General features: G+C 71.7%; 18 protein-coding genes and 2 pseudogenes. 4 read left to right on the forward strand and 16 right to left on the reverse strand.

The window, feature by feature from the left end:
• The 3 genes from AMETH_RS20585 to AMETH_RS20595 form a co-directional block, all read right to left on the reverse strand.
• Complete coding sequence (locus AMETH_RS20585) at positions 1-801, reverse strand: hypothetical protein (RefSeq protein WP_017983042.1); 801 nt, start codon at positions 799-801, stop codon at positions 1-3.
• An 82-nt stretch (positions 802-883) separates the two neighbouring features.
• Positions 884-2,359 carry a hypothetical protein gene (locus AMETH_RS20590; protein ID WP_017983043.1) on the reverse strand — a complete coding sequence of 492 codons (1,476 nt, stop codon included), beginning with the start codon at positions 2,357-2,359 and terminating at the stop codon, positions 884-886.
• A gap of 11 nt (positions 2,360-2,370) precedes the next feature.
• The gene (locus tag AMETH_RS20595) at positions 2,371-2,835 is read right to left on the reverse strand and encodes a MarR family winged helix-turn-helix transcriptional regulator (RefSeq protein WP_017983044.1); all 465 of its coding nucleotides are present in this window, start codon (positions 2,833-2,835) and stop codon (positions 2,371-2,373) included.
• Between the two features lie 33 nt (positions 2,836-2,868).
• On the opposite strand from AMETH_RS20595, the gene AMETH_RS20600 reads away from it, so the two are divergent.
• On the forward strand, positions 2,869-3,306 hold the full coding sequence (locus tag AMETH_RS20600; RefSeq protein ID WP_017983045.1) for a PPOX class F420-dependent oxidoreductase: 438 nt from the start codon (positions 2,869-2,871) through the stop codon (positions 3,304-3,306).
• 43 nt (positions 3,307-3,349) lie between these two features.
• Positions 3,350-4,051, forward strand: coding sequence for a 2OG-Fe(II) oxygenase (locus tag AMETH_RS20605; protein ID WP_017983046.1), 702 nt, complete (start codon positions 3,350-3,352; stop codon positions 4,049-4,051).
• Positions 4,052-4,133: 82 nt separating this feature from the next.
• Here the strand turns inward: AMETH_RS20605 and AMETH_RS20610 are convergent, their stop codons facing one another.
• The 4 genes and pseudogenes from AMETH_RS20610 to AMETH_RS20625 all read right to left on the reverse strand — a co-directional run bounded on the left by AMETH_RS20610 (position 4,134) and on the right by AMETH_RS20625 (position 7,853).
• The gene (locus AMETH_RS20610; protein ID WP_051079537.1) at positions 4,134-5,162 is read right to left on the reverse strand and encodes a glucosyl-3-phosphoglycerate synthase; all 1,029 of its coding nucleotides are present in this window, start codon (positions 5,160-5,162) and stop codon (positions 4,134-4,136) included.
• Between the two features lie 152 nt (positions 5,163-5,314).
• The gene (locus AMETH_RS20615; protein WP_017983048.1) at positions 5,315-5,794 is read right to left on the reverse strand and encodes a GerMN domain-containing protein; all 480 of its coding nucleotides are present in this window, start codon (positions 5,792-5,794) and stop codon (positions 5,315-5,317) included.
• A gap of 49 nt (positions 5,795-5,843) precedes the next feature.
• A pseudogene (locus tag AMETH_RS20620) lies at positions 5,844-7,183 on the reverse strand (ATP-binding protein).
• A pseudogene (locus AMETH_RS20625) lies at positions 7,180-7,853 on the reverse strand (response regulator). The pseudogenes AMETH_RS20620 and AMETH_RS20625 overlap by 4 nt, the downstream one beginning before the upstream one ends.
• A 102-nt stretch (positions 7,854-7,955) precedes the next feature.
• On the opposite strand from AMETH_RS20625, the gene AMETH_RS20630 reads away from it, so the two are divergent.
• Entirely contained in the window at positions 7,956-8,747 is a 792-nt protein-coding gene (locus AMETH_RS20630) for a serine hydrolase (protein ID WP_017983050.1), read from the forward strand.
• Positions 8,748-9,241: 494 nt separating this feature from the next.
• Here AMETH_RS20630 and whiA read toward each other — a convergent pair whose 3' ends face one another.
• From whiA to uvrC, 4 genes are read right to left on the reverse strand one after another with little or no spacing between them, the layout of a single operon-like run.
• Entirely contained in the window at positions 9,242-10,231 is a 990-nt protein-coding gene (gene whiA / locus AMETH_RS20635) for a DNA-binding protein WhiA (protein ID WP_017983051.1), read from the reverse strand.
• A 9-nt stretch (positions 10,232-10,240) separates the two neighbouring features.
• The gene (locus AMETH_RS20640) at positions 10,241-11,206 is read right to left on the reverse strand and encodes a gluconeogenesis factor YvcK family protein (RefSeq protein WP_026153208.1); all 966 of its coding nucleotides are present in this window, start codon (positions 11,204-11,206) and stop codon (positions 10,241-10,243) included.
• 8 nt (positions 11,207-11,214) lie between these two features.
• Entirely contained in the window at positions 11,215-12,072 is an 858-nt protein-coding gene (rapZ, locus tag AMETH_RS20645; protein ID WP_051079538.1) for an RNase adapter RapZ, read from the reverse strand.
• Positions 12,073-12,107: 35 nt separating this feature from the next.
• Positions 12,108-14,051: an excinuclease ABC subunit UvrC gene (uvrC, locus tag AMETH_RS20650; RefSeq protein WP_017983054.1), complete on the reverse strand. Its 1,944-nt coding sequence runs from the start codon at positions 14,049-14,051 to the stop codon at positions 12,108-12,110.
• Between the two features lie 90 nt (positions 14,052-14,141).
• Between uvrC and AMETH_RS20655 the strand changes: the two genes are divergently transcribed.
• Positions 14,142-14,918, forward strand: a complete 777-nt coding sequence (locus tag AMETH_RS20655) for an exodeoxyribonuclease III (protein ID WP_017983055.1) — start codon at positions 14,142-14,144, stop codon at positions 14,916-14,918.
• A gap of 48 nt (positions 14,919-14,966) precedes the next feature.
• Here AMETH_RS20655 and AMETH_RS20660 read toward each other — a convergent pair whose 3' ends face one another.
• From AMETH_RS20660 to rpe, 5 genes are all read right to left on the reverse strand, one after another.
• Positions 14,967-15,431 (reverse strand): PH domain-containing protein, encoded by a 465-nt coding sequence (locus tag AMETH_RS20660; protein ID WP_017983056.1) that lies wholly within the window; start codon positions 15,429-15,431, stop codon positions 14,967-14,969.
• Positions 15,428-15,934 (reverse strand): 6,7-dimethyl-8-ribityllumazine synthase, encoded by a 507-nt coding sequence (gene ribH, locus AMETH_RS20665; RefSeq protein ID WP_017983057.1) that lies wholly within the window; start codon positions 15,932-15,934, stop codon positions 15,428-15,430. Before ribH ends, AMETH_RS20660 begins: the two co-directional genes overlap by 4 nt.
• Positions 15,935-16,034: 100 nt before the next feature.
• Positions 16,035-17,312 carry a bifunctional 3,4-dihydroxy-2-butanone-4-phosphate synthase/GTP cyclohydrolase II gene (locus AMETH_RS20670; RefSeq protein ID WP_017983058.1) on the reverse strand — a complete coding sequence of 426 codons (1,278 nt, stop codon included), beginning with the start codon at positions 17,310-17,312 and terminating at the stop codon, positions 16,035-16,037.
• Between the two features lie 29 nt (positions 17,313-17,341).
• On the reverse strand, positions 17,342-17,977 hold the full coding sequence (locus AMETH_RS20675; protein ID WP_017983059.1) for a riboflavin synthase: 636 nt from the start codon (positions 17,975-17,977) through the stop codon (positions 17,342-17,344).
• 23 nt (positions 17,978-18,000) lie between these two features.
• The gene (rpe, locus tag AMETH_RS20680) at positions 18,001-18,690 is read right to left on the reverse strand and encodes a ribulose-phosphate 3-epimerase (protein WP_017983060.1); all 690 of its coding nucleotides are present in this window, start codon (positions 18,688-18,690) and stop codon (positions 18,001-18,003) included.
• Between the last annotated feature and the right edge of the window lie 28 nt (positions 18,691-18,718).

Below are 18,718 nucleotides of genomic sequence, written 5' to 3' on the forward strand. Positions count from 1 at the left end.
CTAAAGAGTGTCCGAAATAGACGGGCGCAGCGTGCCCTCGCCGTCGGAGACCGCGACCACGCCGAGGGCCAGCAACTCCTCGAACGCGCTGTCCGCGGCCAGTTCCCGCACCTGCACCTGGTAGCGCGGCGTGGTGCGGTAGGTGCCGCCCTGCTCGCCGCTGACCTGCACCAGGAACCCCTGGTCGGCCAGGAACCGCAGCGCGCGGGACACCATGCCGCGGGTGGTGTCCGAGGCCAGGCGGCCGTCCTTGGTCGCCGCCGCTTCGGGACGACGGGCGTAGGCGCGCCAGGCCTGTTCCAGCTCCGGCGAGTCAGACAACGGGTCGTTGTTGGCCTCGGCCTTCGCGGCCCGCTCGTCGAGGATCCGGCACGCTTCACGCACCACGCCGTCCACCTGGTCGACGCTGACGCGGCCGATGTAGGTGTCGTTGGCCAGGTCGTCCGGGCGCGGGTAGCCCAGCGCGGCGGTGGCGAGGTGCACGAGGCCGTGCAGCACCTTCTCGGTGTCGCGGCGCTCGCGGATCTTGCTCTGCCGCGCGTAGCTGTCCATCTTGACCTCGAACACCGACTCGTCGGTGGCGGCCAGCACCGCGCCCGCCTGGTGGCTCACGTCGAGCACCATCAGGCCCAGCCCCGCGGCGACCGAGTTGGTCAGCTGCTTGAACGCGCTGTCCTCGCTGTAGCGGCGCACGAGATCGGCGTAGACCACGTCGCGCGAGGGCAGGTGCTTGGGCCGCATGCCGAACGAGATCAGCCGTGCCGCGTTCTCGGCGTCGCCGGTCGTGACCGGACGCGTCATGCCGCCCCCTCAACGGACGCGGCAAGCCGAGGCAGTGCCTTGGCAGGCATGGCGCTGAATGATTCGGACCTGCAAGCAGTCCTCATGCCGCCCCCTCTTCGTCTTCCTCGCGTTCGAGCCGCGCTGTGCTGAGCAGCAGGTCGGCTCCCCCGAACTCGGGGTCCTCCAGCAGCGTGCCGTCGTCGACGGCGAGCAGCGCCCGATCGTCCCCCTGCCGGACGGCGGCGCCCACCTCGGGACTGTAGGAGTGCAGCGCCCGCAGTGCCACCAGACGCGGCAGCTCCGGGTCGAGCTCGCGGGCCTCGGCCAGCACGCCGGACAGCCGCCGCGGCACCTCCGGCAGGTCCAGCAGCTCGTCGGCCCGCCGCCACTGCTCGTCACTGTAGTGGTCGAGGCTCTCCGGCGGGACGAGCTCCGGCTCCGGCACCTCGCCGACCACCTTGTCCCGCTCGGGCGCGGGCCGCAGCAGCAGCGAGACCAGCGACGGCAGCGCGGGCACAGTCGGCACCACCAGGCCCGCCGAGGCGTGGAACCACGACTCCAGCGGCGCGACGGCGTCGGCGATGGGCAGCTCCAGCGCGGGCACCAGGATCTGGCCGAACAGGTCGACCGTGGCGCGCTGCGGCGGGCCGGAGAACTGCTGGCGGTCCTGCTCGGCGCGGAACACCGCGCCCGCGGCCTGCAGGCGGGCCTGCAGCTGGGTGTGGCGGCTGATGCAGTCGCTGACGATGTCGACCAGCTCGGCGGCGCGGCGTTTGTGGTCGACGTCCTCGGCCTCGTCCCGGGCGGCGGTGATGTTGCGCAGGATCGCGTTCTCCGCGCGGAAGCGGGCCTCGATGTGTGTCAGCGCCGAGTCCAGCAGCTCGGGCATCTCGCGGTCCCAGTCCACCGCGCGCACGTCGCGGCGGGTGGCGTCCAGCTTGGCGCGCAGCGTCTCGCCGTATTGGACGGTGCGGTAGCGGGCCTGCTCGGCGGCGAGCTTGGCGTCGGCGAGGCGGCCGCGGCTGATCAGGTTCTCCAGCTTCACCTCGGCCGCGATCTGCGCGGACTCGACGTCGGTGTCCAGCGCGCCGACCAGCACGTTGATCGCCTCGTCGCTGGCGCGCAGGTACACCTCGCCGTCGGGCGCGGCCAGCTCGACGAGCAGCTTGAAGTCGAACGCGCGGCGCCGGTAGGTGCCGTTCGCGTCGAGGCTGCCGTAGACACGGCGGAAACCGCGGTCGGTGGTGCCGACGTTGATCAGATTGTCCAGCACCCAGCGGGCGACGCGCAGGTGCTCCTCGGCCGGGCGGCGCGGGGCCTGTGCGGCGATGAACGGCTGCAGGCGCCGGACGACGTCGTCGTGGTTGGCACCGGTGTCGAAGTCCATCGCGATGGTGACCAGGTCGATCGTGTGCAGGGCGATCTCGGCCATCTGGTAGACAGTCGCGTCGGCCCAGTCGAGCTTGGACTTCCGCGCGTCCAGGTCGTGCAGGGGCGCGGTGCAGGCGAGCGCCTTGAGCCGCCGGGCCAGGCCCTCGTCCACCAGCCCCCCGCTGATCAGGTCCGAGTCACGCACAGCGCGCCAGACTACCTGGGTGTCCAGTCTCGCTCGACTTCACGCTCGTAGGTGCGCAGCGTGTCGATGACCAGGCGCCGCTGCTCGGGGGTGAGCGGGTCCAGGGCGGTGCGCCAGGCGCGGGCGCCGGCGGCGAGCCAGCCCTCGACCTCGGCGCGGTAGGTACCGGCGATGCTGACGATCGTGCGGCGGCGGTCGCTCTCGTCCTCGGTTCGGTCGAGGATCCCGCGGCGGCTGAGGTCGCCGACCATCAGGCTGACGGTGGTGGGCGCGACCTCCAGCCGCGCGGCCAGCTCGTTGACCGTCATCGGCCCGTCGAACAGCAGGTAGGACAGCAGCGACAGGTGCCGCGGGGCGAGGTTGAAGTCGCGCAGCCGCTCCGGCACCGGCAGCTTCTTGGCGCGGCCGACCAGGCGCGGCACGAGCAGCAGCATGGTGCGGACGGCCTCGTCGGCGGTCGGTGCGTCGCTCGCCATGCCCTCATGATCCCACGTCGCTATGGTCGCCCCATGCACGCACTGAGCAGGGACGAGTGGCTGGAGTTCGCTTCCGCGGGCACGCGCACCGGGAAGCTGGGCGTCACGCGCGCCGACGGCAGCCCGCACGTGACGCCCATCTGGTTCGTCGTCAACCCGGGCGACGCTGCCGACGAGCTGATCTTCAACACCGGCGCGGAGTCGGTGAAGGGGCGGGCGCTGCGGCGGGACCCGCGGTTGTCGCTGTGCGTGGACGACCAGGAGCCGCCGTTCGCGTTCGTCCAGTTCACCGCCGAGGCGACGCTGCACGAGGACCTGGACGTGATGCTGCTTTGGTCGACCCGCATCGGCGCGCGCTACATGGGCGAGGACCGGGCGGACGAGTTCGGCAAGCGCAACGCCGTGCCCGGCGAGCTGCTGGTCCGGGCGCGCATCACCAAGGTGATCGCGTACGGCGGTCTCGCCGACTGATTTCCGCCAGCCCACGGCGAGCCGGGCGCGCAGACTGGGCGGGGTGATCTCGGACGTCGCGGGCTTCGACTGGCCCGCTCTCACGGCAGAACTGAACGACACCGGCTGCGCCCTCACCCCGCCCATCTTCAGCGAGCGGGAGTGCCGGGAGCTGGCGGCGCTGTACGACGACGTGGGCCGCTTCCGGTCCACAATCGACATGGCGCGGTTCCGGTTCGGCTCCGGCCAGTACCGCTACTTCGCCTACCCACTGCCGGATCCGGTCGCCCGCCTGCGCGCGGCGTTCTACCCGCACCTGCTGCCGGTCGCGCGGGACTGGGCGGCGAAGCTGGGCTGGGACGCGCCGTGGCCGGACGACCTGGAGACCTGGCTGGACCGGTGTCACCGGGCGGGCCAGATCCGGCCGACGCCGATTCTGCTGCGCTACGGCGCCGGTGACTGGAACGCACTGCACCGCGACCTCTACGGCGAGCTGGTGTTCCCGCTGCAGGTGGTGATCGGGCTCGACGTGCCGGGCGCCGACCACACCGGCGGCGAGTTCCTGCTGGTCGAGCAGCGGCCGCGCGCGCAGTCGCGCGGCACGGTGACCCAGCTGCCGCAGGGCCGCGGGCTGATCTTCACCACGCGGGACCGGCCGGTGCGCTCCTCCCGCGGCTGGTCGGCGGCACCGGTGCGGCACGGCGTGAGCACCGTCCGCACCGGCATCCGCCACACCCTGGGCCTGGTCTTTCACGACGCCACCTGACCGCAGAACTCGCGAGCCTGAGCGTGGGACTCGCGAGCGCCGCGCGAGTCCCACGTTCCCGGGCGCTAGTTCGGCGTTCGCGTCAGGCGATCTCCCGCAGTCCGGTGCCGTCCGCGGCGCGCAGCGTCGCCAGCGGCGGGCGCTGCTCGCACGCCAGGTCGGTGACCACCAGCTCGCGGTCCACACCATGCCCGGACTCGCCGCGGCGGAACTGGGCGAGCATCGTCGCGGGCGGTTCGGCCGACACCAGGCGACCGTAGCGCTCCAGGCGGTCGAACACGGTCAGCATGATCTGGCCGGACATCCGGCCCAGCGCCTGCGTGTTCTGGTGCCGGTGGGTGCGTTTGCCGAGGTCGACCTGCGCGAGCGCGTCCAGCCCGTAGGACTCCAGGATGTCGATCAGGTGCCCGACCTCGACGCCGTAGTTCGCCACGAACGGCACCCGCTCCAGCACCTCGCGCCGCCCGGCGTACTCGCCGGCCAGCGGCTGCACGAACCCGGCCAGCTCGGGCCAGTAGAGGTTGAGCAGCGGGCGCGCCACCAGCTCGGTGACGCGGCCCCCGCCATCGGCGTCAGTGCTCACCGCGCCGACCAGCGGCCGGTGGTAGAAGCCCTTGACGTAGGCGATGGAGTCGTCGGTGAGCAGCGGGCCGAGCAGGCCGGTGACGTAGTCGCTGGTGAAGTCGTACAGATCGCCGTCGACGAACACGACGATGTCCCCGGTGGACGCCGCCAGCCCCTTCCACAGCGCCTCCCCCTTGCCCTGCAGCCCGGGCAGGGCGGACAGGACCGAGTCCTGCGCCACCACCGTCGCGCCCGCTTCCGCGGCCACCCGCGCGGTCGCGTCCTGCGAACGCGAGTCGACGACCATGACCTCGTCGACCAGCTGGTGGCGCTCGACGACGTCGCGGCGGATCGTGCGCACGATGTCGCCGACCGTCGCCTCCTCGTCCCTGGCCGGGATCACCACGCTGACCGTCGTGTCCCCCTTGGCGGCGACCAGATCCGCCACCGGCCAGTCGCCCGCCTGGCTGCTGCGCCGGGGCAGCCAGGAGCCGACGTCGGCGGACACCTGCGGCGCCGCCACCTTCCTCGCCCTGAAGCCTCGCATGCGCATCCCCTTCCCCGAACCGGACATCGGCGTGATCGATGCTTCGGCAGACGGGTTTCGCCGACCGCTCCGGGATGAAACCGGCAGGTTACGAGTTCCTACCCGGCAACGGGCGGTCGTAACACACCTTGCACATCTGTCGCGTTTGAACTTCAGCGCAGCAGCGGGCAGGACCGGCCGTGTGCCGGGGTTGCCGCCTCGGGCCGTGTGGTGACGACGGGGTAGCCGTCGACCTGAGTGATGCCGGGCGTCCCGATCAGCCGCACGAGCAGGTTGGCCGCCCGCGCGCCGGTCTGGGCGTGCACCGCGGTCACCGTGCACACGATCTGCTCCTTCGCCGGTTCGGGCAGGGTTTCCAGCGGCGCGGTGAGGTTCACCGTCACGACCCCCTGCTCCAGCGCCCCGACCGAGACGCCGAGTGCGCCGGTGGGGAGCATGGTCGCGTAGCCGGCGGCGGCCTCCTGCGTGTTCGGCCCGGCCAGGAGCAGGGTGACCGCGTCGGGCACCGTGCCGAGGTGACCGGTCTGCCGGACGACGGGCGCGAGCTTGCCCGCCTTGAGGAAGAACAGGATCGGCCCGGGCGCGGCCCCGACCGGCGGGTCGCCCGCGGGCACCGGATCGGTCGGGCGCACCCGCAGCCGGCGAGCACCAGCACGAGTAGCAGCCAGGTCCAGCGCACGGTCACCACCGCCCCGGCAGCCGCAGCACGCACCGGGCGCCGCCGGCCGGGGTGTTGCCGGCCTCGATCGTGCCGCCGTGGAGCCCGGCGTTCTTCTCCGCGATGGACAAACCCGAGTCCACCCCCTCCGACCGCGATCGCGCGGTATCGGCCTTGTAGAACCGGGCGAACACGTGCGGGAGCACGTCGTCGGGCAGGCCCGGCCCGTGGTCGGTGGCCTCGGCGACGGCGTCCGCGCCCGACGCGGACAGCCGCACCCGCACCAGCGGCGCGCCGTGCCGCAGGGCATTGCCGATCAGGTTCGCCACGATCACGTCGAAGCGCCGCGCGTCCACCGCGGCGATGATCCCGGGCGGCAGATCCGCCTCGACGCGCTCGGTCCACTGCCTGGTGCGCAGGGTCGCGGCGATCAGCTCGCCGAGGTCGGCCTCGCGCCGGTCCATGCGGGCGCGGCCGTTGTCGAAGCGGGAGATCTCGATGAGGTCGTCGACCAGCCGGGTCAGTTTGCGGGTTTCCTCGCTGACCAGCCGGGTGGCCGTGGCCGCGTCGCCCTGCAGCCGCGCCGCCTCCTCGTCGAGCACTTCGGTCACCGCGGTCATCGCGGCGAGCGGGGTGCGCAGCTCGTGCGACACACGTCGGCGACGAACCGGCGCGCGTCGGCCTCCATGCGGCGCAGCTCCCCCACCGATTTCTCCAGGCTGGCGGCGGATTCGTTGAACGTGCGCGCCAGTTCGGCCAGTTCGTCCCCGCCGCGCTCGGGCAGGCGGGTGGACAGCCGGCCGTGGGCGAGCTGGCGGGCGCCGTCCCGCAGGCGCCGCACCGGTCGCAGGACCGCGCCCGCGGCCAGCCACGCCAGGACGACCGCCAGCGGCACCGCGACGGCCGCGGTGCGCCAGCCGTTGAGCGCGAACTCGCTGATCTGCTGCTTTTCGGCGGTCAGGACGGGCATGCCGACCACGAGGGCCGGGATGCCGGAGTAGTCGACCCGCTGGAACACCAGGCGTTGCTCGGCGCGGACCCGGTCCGCCAGCTCGGCCGGGACGTAGTCCGCGGGCCCGGCGCTCAACTTGCCGTACCGGGCGACCGCGACCCCCGGCAGCGACCGCGCGAGGTCGGTGAGGGTGTCCTGGTCCGGCGGCATGGTGATGGCAGGGGCGGCGGCGTCCACGGCGTCGCGTAGCCGGGTCATCACCTGGTCCTGGGTCGCGGCGAGCACGGTGCGCCGCGCGGTGACGTAGTTGACGCCGGTCGCGCCGACGGTCGCCAGCACCGCGACGAGGCTGATGATCAGCGCCAGCCGCGCCCGGATTCCTCGCAGCCGCGCCAGGATTCGTCTGATCACAGTGGACCGAACCGGTAGCCGAAGCCGCGGACGGTGCGGACGTACACCGGCGCCGCGGGCTGGTCCTCCAGTTTCGCCCGCAACCGCTCCACACACGCGTCGACGAGCCGCGAGTCGCCGAGGTAGTCGTGTTCCCACACCAGTTCCAGCAGTTGCTGGCGGCTGAGAACGCGGCCGGGCACGCGGGACCGTTCGAGCAGCAGCCGCAGTTCGGTGGGGGTGAGGCGGACCGGTTCGCCGTTCTTGGTGACCTCGCAGGCGGCGCGGTCGATGGTGAGGGCGCCGTGTTGCTCGCGGGACTGACCTGCCGCGCCGCCGCGGCGGAGGACCGCTTTGATGCGGGCGTCGAGGACGCGGGGTTGCACGGGTTTGACCATGTAGTCGTCGGCGCCGGCTTCGAGCCCGCCGACCACGTCGATGTCGTCGCCGCGGGCGGTGAGCATGATGATCGGGACCGGGCCGGTGGCGCGGATGCGGCGGCACACCTCGAACCCGTCGATGCCGGGCAGCATCAGGTCGAGCAGCACGAAGTCCGGGCGGCGGGCGTTGAGCAGCCGCAGGCCGGCTTCCCGTCGGCTGCCGGTTCGACGTCGTGGCCGTGCCGGCGCAGGCCCAGGCACAGTCCTTCCCGGACAGCCGGGTCGTCCTCGATCAACAGCAGAGTCGGCACCCGGCCGATTATGGCGGCGTTTCACCAACTCCCGCGACTCTATAGCAAAACCATGACACGACGACAACGGGACGGGGACATCCGCGGCCGAACCTGATCACCATGTCCGTGCAGACCGGGCCACTCCGCCGTGGCCCGATCGTCGTCCTCGTCGTCGCCGTCGTCGTGATCGCGCTGGCCCTCGGCGCCGCGCTCGCCCTCCGCGGCGGCGCTTCCGAGCCGGTGCCGGCCGACTCCTCGGCGAGGAGCGTCCTCGTCTACGACCGCAAGCAGAACCGCACCGTGCGCCAGGAGGGCGCCGAAACGCGGTACCGGTCGGCGTCGCTGGTGAAGCTGCTGATCGCCGTCGACCTGGTGCAGCGCGGGCACGTGACGCCCGACCGGCCGAGCCCTCGAGTGACGAGAATGCTGTCGTACAGCGACGATACGATCGCCAACCAGCTGTGGGAGTCCGGCGGCGGCCCCGACATCGTCCGCCGCACGGCGACCTCGCTCGGTCTGACGGCCACCGAGCCCCCCGCGGACCCGGGCCGCTGGGGCGACACACTCCTGTCGGCCGAAGACGTGGTCAAGATCTACCGGGCGGTGCTGGCGATGCCGTCCCGCGAGCGGCAACTGATACTCGACCCACTGCGGAACGCGCACCAGGTGGCAGCCGACGGCGTCGACCAGTACTTCGGCATCCCGGACGCGCTACCGGGCAGGCCGTGGGCGATCAAACAGGGGTGGGCAGCAGGCCGCGGCGGGGTGGACGCGCACACCAGCGGAGTGGTCGGAACTGAGGACCGATACGTCGTGGTCGTGCTGAGCCACCGGCCGGGCGGAACAGCACTGGAGACCGCAATGCGAGAGGTCACCGAAACAACAACGACAATCGAAGACCTGTTGAGGTGACCGCAAGCCGGCAACGACACAGAACCGACTACCCCAACCAGACCTCCCCCGCCCCCGATCCACAGCCGATCTTTAGTCGCCAACCAGGCGTGTCAAGGCACGCATTCCCGCCTTGACAAGCCTGGTCGGCGACTGAAACACAATCAGGCATCGGGGGTGGGGGTGGTCGAAAGGTGACCGTTCGAGCGCCGTGAGGCGCTGTTTCCGCGCGAAGGCGCGGCTTTAAAGATCAAAAGAGTCCTCGCCGGACGGGCAGGCTCCGGGATGACCTAGAGGTGCCTCGGCTCGCCTTGGCGAGGTGGTCGCTGGGTGGTCATCCCGTCGCCTTCCGGTTTGTGCATATCACCTTGAGCCAGGGCCGCGAGGTTGGCATGTCCGGCCGCCGGAAAGAGCCTGGGTTGCGGCCCTGGCTCAAGGTGATCGTCCAGTGTCACGCGACGGGATGACCACCCAGCTACCTTGGGGTTGGGTCAAAGCGTGGCGCTGGTGCGCCGTTAAACGCTTTCCTCTTCGAGCATCTCCGGGGTTACTGCGCTTTCGGTGTCGGGGATGTTCAGTTCCTTCGCCCGCTTGTCGGCCATCGCGAGCAGGCGCCTGATCCGGCCGGCCACCGCGTCCTTCGTCATCGGGGGGTCGGCCAGCTGGCCCAGCTCCTCCAGCGACGCCTGCCGGTTGTCCAGCCTCAACCGTCCGGCGGCGAGCAGGTGTTCGGGTGCGCTGTCGGCCAGGATGTCCAGCGCTCGCTCCACCCGGGCGGCCGCCGCGACGGCTGCTCGCGCGCTGCGGCGCAGGTTCGCGTCGTCGAAGTTGGCCAGGCGGTTGGCCGTCGCCCGGACCTCGCGGCGCATCCGGCGCTCTTCCCACTGCAGAACGCTCGCGTGGGCGCCCAGCCTGGTCAGCAGGGCGCCGATCGCGTCGCCGTCGCGGACCACCACCCGGTCGGCTCCCCGCACCTCCCTCGACTTGGCCTGGATGCCCATCCGCCGGGCGGCCCCCACCAACGCCAGCGCCGCCTCCGGGCCGGGGCAGGTGACCTCCAGCGAAGACGACCGGCCGGGCTCGGTCAGCGAACCGTGCGCCAGGAACGCGCCTCGCCACGCGGCCTCGGCGTCGGCGATCCCGCCGGACACCACCGCGGCGGGCAGGCCCCGCACCGGGCGGCCCCGCTGGTCGATCAGGCCCGTCTGCCGCGCCAGGCTCTCCCCGTCCTGAACCACCCGGACGATGTACCTCGTCGTCTTCCGCAGCCCGCCCGCGGACAGCACGTGCACGTCCGAATGGTGGCCGTACAGCTCGTGGATCTCCTTGCGCAGGCGCCGAGCGACCGAACCCGTGTCGAGCTCGGCCTCCACCACCACCCGTCCCCCCACGATGTGCAAGCCACCAGCGAAGCGCAGCATCGACGCGACTTCGGACCGGCGCGGCCCGATCTTCGTGATCTGCAGCCTGCTGAGCTCGTCCTTCACGGCGGCGGTCATCGCCATGGCCCCTCCCTACCCTTTCCGGCCCTCGGTCTCGCTGAGACCGAGAGCTTCCCGCACACAGCTCGCCAGCGCATCCGGATCGTGCACACCCTCGCGACCAGGGTCCGCCACGTCCGCCAGAAGCGCCTTGGCCCCCAGTCCCGCCGCCGCGTCCCGCAGGCGGGCCGGTGACGGCACCGAATCCCGGTCGGCGATCACCGCGTCCACCCGCAGCCCGGGCGCGTGCTGGAAGAGTACGTCCAAGTGCCGTTCGGGTGAGAACCCCGCCGTCTCACCCGGCTGAGGGACGAGGTTCAGGACCACGATCTTCGTCGCCTCGGTGCGCAGCAGCGCGTCGTGCAACCCGGGCACCATCAGGTGCGGGATGACGCTCGAAAACCACGACCCCGGCCCCAGGAACACCGCCTCGGCGTCCAGGACGGCCTGCACCGCCTCGTCGCACGCGGCGGGCACCCCGCCCGGCCGCCGCGGCGTGCGCAGCGTGATCCGCTCCACCCGGCCCGGCGTGCTCGCCACCGCGACCTGGCCGCGGATCCGGCGCAGCGTCCCGTCGTCGTCGAGGCCGGACACCTCCGCCTCGATCTCCAGCGGCTCCGGCGACATCGGCAGCACCCGCCCGGACACCCCCAGCAGCCGCCGCGCCTCGTCCAGTGCGGCCACCGGATCGCCCAGCACCTCGAACAACCCGGCCAGCACCAGGTTACCGACCGCGTGCCCGGTGAGGGCGCCGCTGCCGCCGAAGCGGTGCTGGAACACCTCCGCCCACAGCGACTCGCCCTTCTCGGCGACCGCCAGCGCGGCCAGCGCCTGCCGCAGGTCCCCCGGCGGCAACAGACCCAGCTCACGCCGCAACCTGCCCGACGAACCACCGTCGTCGGCGACCGTGACCACCGCGGTCACGTCCGGGGTCAGCCGCCGCAACGCGGTCAGCGTCGCGTGCAGCCCGTGTCCACCACCCAGCGCGACGGCGCGCAACGTCGGAGTCACTCGCGTCCCAGGTCCCGGTGGATGACCTTCACCGCCATACCGTCCTCATTGGACAGCAGCCGGGACAGCTCCTCGGAGATCGCGACACTCCGGTGCTTCCCGCCGGTACAGCCCACGGCCAGCGTCAGGTACCGCTTGCCCTCCCGCCGGTAGCCGGCGCCGATCAGGCGCAGCAGCTGGTGGTAGCGGTCGAGGAACTCCTCCGCGCCCTCCTGCGAAAGCACGTAGTTGCGCACCTCCGCGTCCAGCCCGGTGTGGTCGCGCAGCTCCGGGATCCAGAACGGGTTCGGCAGGAACCGCACGTCCATCACCAGGTCGGCGTCCATCGGCAGGCCGTACTTGTAGCCGAAGGACAGCACAGTGACCCGCGTCTGCGTCGCCGACTCGGTGCCGAACGCGTCCTCGATCTTCGCGCGCAGGTCGTGCACCGACAGCGCGGAGGTCTCCAGCACCAGGTCGGCCTCCTCGCGCAGCGGCGCGAGCATCTGCCGTTCGGCGGTGATGCCGTCGATCAGACGGCCGTCGCCCTGCAGCGGGTGGCCGCGGCGCACCTGCTCGAACCGGCGCACCAGCACCGCGTCGGTGGCCTCCAGGAACAGCACCCGCGGCTTGTAGCCACGCGCGTCGAGGTCCTTGATGATCGAGGACAGGTCGTCGGTGAACGCGCGCGAGCGCACGTCCATCACGACGGCCACCTTCGTGATCGCGCCACGGGCCTGCGCCCCCAGCTCGACCATGGTCGCGATCAGCTCGGGTGGCAGGTTGTCCACCACGAACCAGCCCAGATCCTCCAGGCACTTCGCGGCCGTGCTGCGGCCGGCGCCGGACAGGCCGGTCACCACCGCGACCTCCATGCCGGTGCCCCGGTCCTCGGCCATCGTCTCTCCCGTCACTTCTTCTCCGACTCCCCAAGTGAGGCCAACGCGGCGAAGATCGCCTCGGCCGTGCGCTTCCCCACGCCAGGCACCTGCGCGATCTCGTCCACCCCTGCTTCCTTCAGCCGCTTCACCGAGCCGAAGTGCTTGATCAGCGCCGCCCGCCGTGCCTGCCCCAGCCCCGGCACACCGTCCAAAGCGGACACCTGAACGTGCTTGGCGCGCTTCTGCCGGTGGTAGGTGATGGCGAACCGGTGCGCCTCGTCCCGCACCCGCTGCAGCAGGTACAGGGCCTCGGAGGTGCGCGGCAGGATCACCGGGTCCGGGTCGCCGGGCAGCCACACCTCCTCCAGCCGCTTCGCCAGGCCGACCACGGCGATGTCGGTGATGCCCATCTCCGCCAGCACGTCCGCCGCCGCCGTCGCCTGCGGGCCCGCGCCGTCGACCACGAGCAGGTTCGGCGGGTAGGCGAACTTGCGCGGACGCCCGGTCTCCGGGTCGATGCCCGGCTTCTCGCCCGCCAGGCCTTCCTGGGTTTCGGTCTGGTATCGAGCGAACCGCCGCCGCACCACCTCGGCGATGGCGGCGACATCCCCCTCGGTGGCGGCCTCCCGCAGCGCGAACCGGCGGTACTCCGACTTGCGCGCCACGCCGTCCTCGAACACCACCAGCGAGGCCACCACGTCGGTGCCCTGCGTGTGGCTGATGTCGACGCACTCGATGCGCAGCGGCGCGCTGTCCAGGCCCAGGTGCTCCTGCAGCTCGGCCAGCGCGGCCGACCGCGCGGTCAGGTCGCCCGCGCGGCGCAGCTTGTGCTGCTGGAACGCCTCCTGCGCGTTGCGCTCCACCGTCTCGGCGAGCGCGCGCTTGTCGCCGCGCTGCGGCACCCGCAGCTGCACCCGGGAGCCGCGCAGCCCGGACAGCCACTCCGTCATCGCCTCGGCGTCCTCGGGCAGCTCCGGCACCAGCACCTCGCGCGGCACCGGCGTGCCGAGGTCGGTGCCCTGCTCGGCCAGCTCGACCTGCTCGCCGTAGAACTGGGTGAGGAACTGCTCGACCAGCTCGGGCACGCCCATCTCGTCGGCCTTGTCGATCACCCAGCCGCGCTGGCCGCGCACCCGGCCGCCACGCACGTGGAAGACCTGGACGGCGGCCTCCAGCTCGTCGTGGGCGAAGGCGACCAGGTCGGCGTCCGTGCCGTCGCCGAGCACCACGGCCTGCTTCTCCATCGCCCGCCGCAGCGCGCCGATGTCGTCGCGCAGGCGGGCGGCCTTCTCGAACTCCAGGTTCTCGGCCGCCTCAGCCATGTCCCGCTCCAGCTTGCGCACCATCGCGTCGGTACGCCCGGAGAGGAAGTCGCAGAAGTCATCAACAATGCCGCGATGCGTCTCCTGGGTGACGCGGCCGACGCACGGGGCGGAGCACTTGTCGATGTAGCCGAGCAGGCACGGGCGGCCGATCTGGCCGTGACGGCGGAACACGCCGTTGGAGCAGGTGCGCGCCGGGAACACGCGCAGCAGCAGGTCGAGCGTCTCGCGGATCGCCCACGCGTGCGCGTACGGGCCGAAGTACCGCACGCCCTTCTTGCGCGGGCCGCGGTAGACGTGCAGCCGCGGGAACTCCTCGTGCAGGGTCACCGCCAGCACCGGGTACGACTTGTCGTCGCGGTAGCGGACGTTGAACCGTGGGTCGAACTCCTTGATCCAGTTGTACTCGAGCTGGAGGGCCTCGACCTCGGTGGAGACCACGGTCCACTCCACGCTGGCCGCGGTGGTCACCATCTGCCGGGTGCGCGGGTGCAGCCCGGACAGGTCGGCGAAGTAGGAGTTCAGCCTGCTGCGCAGGCTCTTGGCCTTGCCGACGTAGATGACCCGCTTGGTCGCGTCGCGGAACTTGTAGACGCCGGGCTCTTCCGGGATGCTCCCCGGCGAGGGACGGTAGGTGGACGGGTCAGCCACGCCCTCCAGCCTATGGCTCGGGTGTGACAGTCCGACGCACCCCTCCCGCCGCGTGCGCCGGGGCCGGGCGGGTATGCGATTCTCGGGATCATGCGCATCGCCACCTGGAACGTCAACTCCGTCACCGCGCGGCTGCCGAAGCTGCTGTCCTGGCTCGAGATCACACAGCCGGACGTGGTGTGCCTGCAGGAGCTGAAGTGCACCACGGAGGCGTTCCCCGCCGAGGTGGCCGAGGCGGGCTACGAGGTCGCGGCGTACGGCACCGGCCGGTGGAACGGCGTGGCGATCCTGTCCCGGGTGGGGCTGGCGGACGTGCGGCGCGGCCTGGACGGCGAGCCGACGTTCGACGACGTCTCCGAGCCGCGCGCGATCGGCGCGACGTGCGGCGGGGTGCGGGTGTGGTCGGTGTACGTGCCCAACGGGCGGGAGGTGGCGCACCCGCACTACGCGTACAAGCTGCGGTGGCTTTCGGCGCTGCGTTCGACGGTGGCGGCCGAGGCTGGGGACGACCGGCCGTTCGCCGTGCTGGGCGACTTCAACATCGCGCCGACCGACGCCGACGTCTGGGACATCACGCTGTTCGACGGCATGACGCACGTGACCGAGGCCGAGCGGGCGGCGCTGGCGGCCCTGCGCGAGGCAGGCCTGGAGGAGGTCCTGCCGCGCGCCCTGAAGTACGACACGCCCTACACGTACTGGGACTACCGGCAGCTGGCGTTCCCGAAGAACAACGGGATGCGGATCGACCTGGTCTTCGGATCGGCGAAGTTCACCGGCGCGGTGAGCGACGCGTACGTGGACCGGGAGGCGCGCAAGGGCAAGGGCACCTCGGACCACGCCCCGGTGGTGGTCGACCTGACGGTCTGACCCGCCGCGCGGGGCGCACAGTCTCGGCGATGTGCGCCCTGCCGGCGGTCAGTCCTGCGCGGCCCAGGCTTCCTTGTGCAGGCGGCGCAGCGTGCGCACCGCCTCGACGGCGCGGTCCCGGTCGACCGCCTGGATCGCGAGCATCGCGTAGTACTCGTCCTCCGGCAGTTCCAGCCGGGCGAACGAGGCGCCGTCGGGGAAGCTCACCGACAGCACCTCCAGCCAGCTGAACCGGCGCCCCACCAGCACGTTGCGCACCTGCACGCCCGACGCGTCCGCCCGCACCCGGGGCGTCGCGAACAGCATCGTCGCGCCGGCGAGCAGCAGTCCGATGAACACCATGGCGATCTGGTCGGACCGCTGGAAGATCACGCCGGTGTCCGAGCCGCGGAGCAGGATCGCCACGACCGCGAACACCGCCAGCAGCACGACCGCCAGCACCGCCGACATCCACGTCGCCCGGTGCGGCCGGAACACCACGGCCTCCGACTTCTCCGCCACGGCTGCGCTCACACGAACTTCCGATCGGTCCACGGCTGCCGCAGCGACCGCAGCACGTGCGCCGCGTCCAGTGCCGCCTGCGTGGCCTCGCGGCCCTTGTCCTCCTTCGACCCGGGCAGGCCGGAGCGGTCCAGCGCCTGCTGCTCGGTGTCGCAGGTCAGCACCCCGTTGCCGACGGGCGTGCCCTCGTCCAGCGCGACCCGCGTCAGGCCGGCCGTCACCGCGTCGCACACGTACTCGAAGTGCGGCGTGCCGCCGCGAATGACCACGCCCAGCGCGACCACCGCGTCGTGCGTGCGGGCCAGCGCCTGCGCCACCACCGGCAGCTCCACCGCGCCGGCGACACGCACCACCGTCGGCTCCTCCGACAGCTTCGCCTCCCGCACAGCCTTCAGCGCGTTCTCCAGCAAGGCGTCGGTGATCTTCGCGTGCCACCGCGTGACCACGATGCCCAGCCGCAAGTTCTCGCACTCGCTCAGGTCGAGCTCGACGTCCGGCCGCCCTTCACCACTCATGGCTTTTGCCGTTCCCCTCGTCCCTCGGTCCACGCCAATCCCTGAGTGGGAAAACGCACTGTGTCTGATTGGAGCGGTTCCTCCCCGCGGTCGTCATCGCTCATTGCCCAGCACCGTTCCCGTTCCGTGCCTCCAGGTCGGCGCCGACCTGGTCGAACTCCTCCAGGTTGGACAGGTCGTGGCCCATCCGGTCCCGCTTCGTGCGCAGGTAACGCAGGTTCTCCGGGTTCGGCGAGATCGGCAGCGGCACCCGGCCGGTGACCTTCAGGCCGTAGCCCTCCAGGCCGATCCGCTTCGCCGGGTTGTTCGTCAGCAGCCGCATCGACCGCACACCCAGGTCGCACAGGATCTGCGCGCCCGTGCCGTAGTCGCGGGCGTCCGCGGGCACCCCGAGCGCCAGGTTCGCGTCCACCGTGTCCGCGCCCAGGTCCTGCAGCTGATAGGCCTGCAGCTTGTGCAGCAGGCCGATGCCACGGCCCTCGTGGCCGCGGATGTAAAGCACGACACCCCGGCCCTCGTCGGCGACGATCCGCAGCGCCGTGTCCAGCTGCGGGCCGCAGTCGCAGCGCAGCGAGCCGAACACGTCGCCGGTGAGGCACTCCGAGTGCACCCGCACCAGGATGTCCTCGCCGTCGCCGACCTCGCCGTACACGAACGCGACGTGCTCGATGCCGTCCAGCAGGCTGTCGTAGCCGACCGCGCGGAACACGCCGGCCTCGAGCGGGATGCGCGCCTCGGCGACCCGCTCGACCTGCTTCTCGTGGCGGCGCCGGTAGGCGATCAGGTCGGCGATCGTGATGATCTGCAGGTCGTGGTCGGAGGCGAACACCTCCAGCTCGTCCCGGCGCGCCATGTCCCCCTCGTCCTTCTGGGAGACGATCTCGCACAGCACGCCCGACGGGTGCAGCCCGGCCATGCGGGCCAGGTCGACCGAGGCCTCGGTGTGCCCGGGGCGGCGCAGCACGCCGCCCTCCTTGGCGCGCAGCGGGACCACGTGCCCCGGCCGCCGGAAGTCGCCGGCCTGCGACTTCGGGTCGGCGAGCAGCCGGATCGTGTGTGCCCGGTCGGAGGCGGAGATGCCGGTGGTGATGCCCTCGGCCGCGTCCACCGTGACCGTGTACGCGGTGCCGCGCTGGTCCTGGTTCGTGTGGTACATCGGCGGGAGGTCCAGCCGGTTGCAGTCCTCCTCGGTGAGCGCCACGCAGACGTACCCCGAGGTGTAGCGCACCATGAAGGCGAGCAGCTCCGGCGTCGCCTTCTCGGCGGCGAAGATGAGGTCGCCCTCGTTCTCGCGGTCCTCGTCGTCGACGACGACCACCGGCCGCCCGGCGGCGATGTCCGCGATCGCCTTCTCGATGCCGGCGACGTCGACCGGCACCCCCGTCCCGCACGGTGTTGCTGCGCTGCTCACGCGTCCTCCTTCGGGCCTGCCCCGGCTCCAGTGTGCTCCGTGCGGCCGGGCAGATGGGGCGTCGCGAGCTTCTCCACGTACTTGGCGAGCACGTCGACCTCGAGGTTCACCGGATCACCCGGCTCGGCACGGCCGAGGGTGGTCAGTTCCAGTGTCGTCGGAATCAGCGCCACGGAGAACTCGTCGTTCGTCACACTCGCCACGGTGAGCGAGATGCCGTCGACCGCGATCGAGCCCTTCTCCACCACGTAACGGGACAGCCCCGCCGGCAGCGCGAACCGGGTCAGCCCGTCCGGATCGCGGGACAGGAACACCCCGGTGCCGTCGACGTGGCCCTGCATGATGTGCCCGCCGAGCCGGTCCCCGACCGCGGTCGCGCGCTCCAGGTTCACCCGGTCACCGACGGCGATCCGGGCCAGCCGGGAGCGCTGCAACGTTTCGTGCACCACGTCGACGGTGAACTCGGCGCCGAACACGTCCACGACGGTCAGGCACACCCCGCTGACGGCGATCGAGTCGCCGTGCTTGGCGTCGGAGGTCACCACCGGCCCGCGCACGGTGAGCCGCGCGGCGTTGGGAACCTGCTCGACTGCCGTGATCTCGCCCAGCTCCTCGACGATCCCGGTGAACACTGGCGCGCCCCTCCTTGTCGGTGTCAGTGTGCCGCGCCGGCGCGGGCGGCACGTTCGCGCAGGGCCGCGACGGCCTTGCCGGGGTCTTCCGCGCCGTAGACGGCGGAGCCGGCGACGAAGCAGTCCACGCCGGCCTCGGCGGCCTGCTCGATCGTGTCGGCGTTGATGCCGCCGTCGATCTCCACGACCAGCTTGAGGTGGCCGGTGTCGACGAGGCGGCGCGCGGTGCGGACCTTCTCCAGCACGTCCGGGATGAACGACTGGCCGCCGAAGCCCGGCTCGACCGACATCACCAGCAGCGTGTCGTAGTGCTTGAGGGTCTCGACGTGGTCCTCGAGCGGCGTGCCCGGCTTGATGGACAGCCCGGCCTTGGCGCCCGCGGCGCGCAGGTTCTTCGCCAGCATCACCGGGTCCGCGGCGGCCTCCACGTGCACGGTGACGTTGTAGGCGCCGGCCTCGGCGTAGCCGATGGCCCAGCGATCCGGGTCCTCGATCATCAGGTGGCAGTCCAGCGGGATGTCCGTGGACTTCAGCAGCGACTGCACGACCGGCAGGCCCAGCGTCAGGTTGGGCACGAAGTGGTTGTCCATGACGTCCACGTGGACCCAGTCGGCCCGGGTGTCGCCGGCACCGGCGACGGCGTGGATCTCCTCGCCCAGACGGGCGAAGTCGGCGGACAGGATGCTGGGCGCGATGAGAGGTCGGTGGGCCACGGTTACGGAGTGTAGATCGTGCGTCCGC

Source organism: Amycolatopsis methanolica 239 (assembly GCF_000739085.1).
Classification (GTDB): Bacteria; Actinomycetota; Actinomycetes; order Mycobacteriales; family Pseudonocardiaceae; genus Amycolatopsis_E; species Amycolatopsis_E methanolica.

Excerpts from the sequence above, each read along its gene's own strand:
- AMETH_RS20585 (WP_017983042.1), bottom strand. The coding sequence starts at position 801 with ATGACGCGTCCGGTCACGACCGGCGACGCCGAGAACGCGGCACGGCTG.
- AMETH_RS20595 (WP_017983044.1), bottom strand. The coding sequence starts at position 2,835 with ATGGCGAGCGACGCACCGACCGCCGACGAGGCCGTCCGCACCATGCTG.
- AMETH_RS20600 (WP_017983045.1), top strand. The coding sequence starts at position 2,869 with ATGCACGCACTGAGCAGGGACGAGTGGCTGGAGTTCGCTTCCGCGGGC.
- AMETH_RS20610 (WP_051079537.1), bottom strand. The coding sequence starts at position 5,162 with ATGCGAGGCTTCAGGGCGAGGAAGGTGGCGGCGCCGCAGGTGTCCGCC.
- AMETH_RS20630 (WP_017983050.1), top strand. The coding sequence starts at position 7,956 with ATGTCCGTGCAGACCGGGCCACTCCGCCGTGGCCCGATCGTCGTCCTC.
- whiA (WP_017983051.1), bottom strand. The coding sequence starts at position 10,231 with ATGGCGATGACCGCCGCCGTGAAGGACGAGCTCAGCAGGCTGCAGATC.
- rapZ (WP_051079538.1), bottom strand. The coding sequence starts at position 12,072 with ATGGAGGTCGCGGTGGTGACCGGCCTGTCCGGCGCCGGCCGCAGCACG.
- AMETH_RS20655 (WP_017983055.1), top strand. The coding sequence starts at position 14,142 with ATGCGCATCGCCACCTGGAACGTCAACTCCGTCACCGCGCGGCTGCCG.
- ribH (WP_017983057.1), bottom strand. The coding sequence starts at position 15,934 with ATGAGTGGTGAAGGGCGGCCGGACGTCGAGCTCGACCTGAGCGAGTGC.